This is a genomic window from Gordonia sp. DT219 (assembly GCF_049847065.1).
In the GTDB taxonomy this organism is placed as follows: domain Bacteria; phylum Actinomycetota; class Actinomycetes; order Mycobacteriales; family Mycobacteriaceae; genus Gordonia.
The window spans coordinates 1-2,997 of sequence record NZ_JBNCNR010000049.1 but is presented as its reverse complement, the minus strand read 5'-3'; the positions used below and the strand labels follow the sequence as shown (position 1 = coordinate 2,997).

The following is a 2,997-nucleotide window of genomic DNA, read 5'->3' as shown; positions in this document are numbered from 1 at the left end:
CGGCGGTGAGAAGTGAGCGACTTGACACTGCGCGACTATCTGACCGCTGCGAAAGTGTTGGACCACCTGAACCGAAAGCTGGGATACACCGACGACTCGTGGTGGTCGCCAGATGATTTGTCTGCCATCTCCGAGCGCGTGCCAGCCAAGAGTGGCAGGGAGCAGATCGAGCTCGCGACGAGGGTGATTCGCGACATGCAGCACAGTGAAGGGTTGATCCTCGATGACCGGATTGGCTATTGCGCGTCAGCAATTCGAGGCTCAGCCAATCAGCGTTGGCAGGTCGTCGACTTCGCGACGATCGAGCCCGTGGACGGCGGTGAATCCTGATGAGTTACGACCTACCTGCAATCCCGGTGTGGGATAACCCCACGTTCGAGCCGGATGCCGACACGAGATGCCCGCGATGCGGTGGGCAGAACGGCAACCACGGTCTCGTCCACGAGCGCTTCGGCAACGGCGGTGGGGGCAACAGGCCGTGCCCGCTGAAGCCGAGCGACGCAGTGACCGCACGAGAAGCGATCGCCCGCTCGCTCAGATACGAGGACGTGCGCGATGAAGTGATCGAATACGACGACGGGACGCGCCTCGCAAGGATGGCCCTCGGTGGCCTGCGTGCCAACGGGTTCGCCGTCGTGGAGCTGCCCAAGCCGGACCGCCTTGGCAACTGGGTTCCCGCAGACCCGACCGATGAATGGTGCGTCCATATCGACGAGGCAGACAGCGATGACGACCCGCCGGTGGTCTGGATCGAGCCGGACGAATCGGGATCGCTCTACGGGTTCCCGTCTCCTGCTAGGGCCCGAGCCTTCGCCGCCGCGCTCCTCGCCGCAGCCAACGCCGCAGAGGAGGGGCAGCGATGAGCTTGACGCTGACGGATCTATTTTGCGGAGCAGGTGGCTCGTCGACCGGAGCGATCCAGGTGCCGGGCGTCTCGGTGCGCGTCGCATCGAATCACTGGCAGCTCGCCGTCGAAACCCACAACACGAATCATGCTGAAGCCGACCACATCTGCGCGGACCTATCGCAGATCGACCCGAGGTACTTTCCGACCACCGACATCCTGTGGGCGTCGCCGGAATGCACCAATCACTCGGTCGCGAAGGGCCGCAAGCGGGTTGGGTCGCAGCCGGACATGTTCGGCGATCTGCTGCCCGACGAGGCGGCGCAGCGCTCGCGGGCAACAATGTGGGACGTGCCCCGGTTCGCCGAGGTCCACAAGTACCAGGCGGTGATCGTCGAGAACGTCGTCGACGCCTGGCATTGGCCGCCGTTCTCGGCGTGGCTGTCGGCGATGGACTCCTACGGCTACGACCACAAGATCGTGTTCCTCAACTCCATGCACGCGCAGCGGCTCGGACCCGGAGCGCCGCAGAGCCGCGATCGCATGTATGTGGTGTTCTGGCGCAAGGGAAACCGGGTGCCCGACCTCCACCGCGTAACTCGCCCGAACGCTGTCTGCCCCGAGTGCGGACCCGTTGCCGCGATGCAGTCATGGAAGCGAACCGACCGCGCGCCGTGGGGCCGTTACCGGGCGCAGTACGTCTACCGGTGCCCATCGGTGAAGTGCCGCAACCAGATCGTCGAGCCGTTGTTCCGGCCGGCGGCCGACATCATCGACTGGTCACTCGAGGGCACGCGCATCGGTGATCGGGCGAAGCCGCTGGCCGCCAAGACGATGGCCCGCATCCAGGCCGGGATCGACCGGTACTGGGGCCCGTTCATCACCGAGCACACCCACGAGTACCGGGTGCGTGACGTCGATATGCCGCTTCAGACAGTGCGCGCGAGCGGCAACCACTTCGGACTCGCGGTACCCGTGGAGGGACGTGAAGGTAAGCAGGCCCAGCCGATCACCCAGCCCTCGCGCACGATGACGACGCGGAACGAGACTGGCCTGGCTTTCATCGCAGAGTTGCGCGGCGGCGGGTCGAAGCACCGGCCGGTGTCGGAGCCGCTGTGCACCGTCACCGCGTCGGGCAACCACCACGGGCTGGTGATGCCGTACTACGGGCAGAGCGTGCCGCAGAGCGCGGACCGGGCACTGCCGACGGTGACCACCGTGGAACGCCACGCGCTGCTCATGCGGAACAACACCGCGCGCGGCGACCAGGGACAGATGTCCACGCCCGTCGACGAGCCGATCCGCACGGTGACGACCACCGGGCACCAGTCGCTCCTCGACGCCGACCGCCCGACCCTCGACATCGACGACGTGCGGTTCCGGATGCTGGAGCCCAGCGAGATCATCGCCGCGATGGACTTCCCTCGTGAGTACGTCGTCCTCGGCAACCGCCGCGAGCAGGTCCGCATGGCCGGCAACGCCGTCACCCCGCCATCCGCACGCGATCTCGTGGGTGTGGTGGCCGAGAGCCTGGGGGTGACCGCATGATCCCCACCGCTGAAGAGGTCGCCGACCGCTACGTGGTGCTCACCGAGTGCCGTGTGGAAGTGCGCGGTGCCGAGTGTGTGCAGCAGTCCGCAGATGGGGAGGTGGGGTGATGGCCGACGCCCAACTCGACCTCTTCCATGACCCCAACCCGAACCACGAGCCGATGGGTGACTGCGTGGTCTACGACGCCCCGAACCGCTCCCAAGGGCATCTGCGCATCGACGTGAACGACTCGTCGTACGTGTTCCTCAACGTCTACGCCGATGCGATCGCATTCGGCCACATGACCGGCCCCACAGGACGACTCAACCCCAGCCAGCTACGCGAGATCGGCGACTACTGCCACCGCGCCGCACGCCGGATCGAAGAACGCAAGGAGAACCGATGACTGACATCACCGACCGGGCGCGGGAACTGCTCGCTGGGATCACGCCGGGGCCGTGGGAGGCAGACGGCAGAGAAGTGCACCAGCACTGGAGCCAACCCGAGCCGTGGTGCAAGGTCGTATCGACCGACGTAGCCTGCATGTCCTACTGCTACGGCGGATCGGCCAAGGGCGTTGTCCGAGAGGCCGACGCCGAGTTCATCGCCGCCGCACCAGACCT

General features: G+C 66.2%; 4 protein-coding genes and 1 pseudogene. All 5 read left to right on the top strand.

The features are described from left to right. Positions 1–12 precede the first annotated feature (12 nt). On the top strand, positions 13–330 hold the full coding sequence (locus tag ACPXB3_RS22260) for a hypothetical protein (RefSeq protein WP_425729804.1): 318 nt from the start codon (positions 13–15) through the stop codon (positions 328–330). Positions 331–503: 173 nt separating this feature from the next. Continuing rightward, the gene (locus tag ACPXB3_RS22255) at positions 504–863 is read left to right on the top strand and encodes a hypothetical protein (protein WP_425729802.1); all 360 of its coding nucleotides are present in this window, start codon (positions 504–506) and stop codon (positions 861–863) included. Continuing rightward, the gene (locus tag ACPXB3_RS22250; protein ID WP_425729800.1) at positions 860–2,392 is read left to right on the top strand and encodes a DNA cytosine methyltransferase; all 1,533 of its coding nucleotides are present in this window, start codon (positions 860–862) and stop codon (positions 2,390–2,392) included. Before ACPXB3_RS22255 ends, ACPXB3_RS22250 begins: the two co-directional genes overlap by 4 nt. 109 nt (positions 2,393–2,501) lie before the next feature. Continuing rightward, entirely contained in the window at positions 2,502–2,780 is a 279-nt protein-coding gene (locus tag ACPXB3_RS22245; protein WP_425729798.1) for a hypothetical protein, read from the top strand. Continuing rightward, positions 2,777–2,997 (top strand): annotated as a pseudogene (locus tag ACPXB3_RS22240) (hypothetical protein); the annotation flags it as partial. The gene ACPXB3_RS22245 and the pseudogene ACPXB3_RS22240, both read left to right, overlap by 4 nt.

Coding starts and splice junctions, on each gene's coding strand:
- ACPXB3_RS22245 (WP_425729798.1), top strand. CDS start 2,502: ATGGCCGACGCCCAACTCGACCTCTTCCATGACCCCAACCCGAACCAC.
- ACPXB3_RS22250 (WP_425729800.1), top strand. CDS start 860: ATGAGCTTGACGCTGACGGATCTATTTTGCGGAGCAGGTGGCTCGTCG.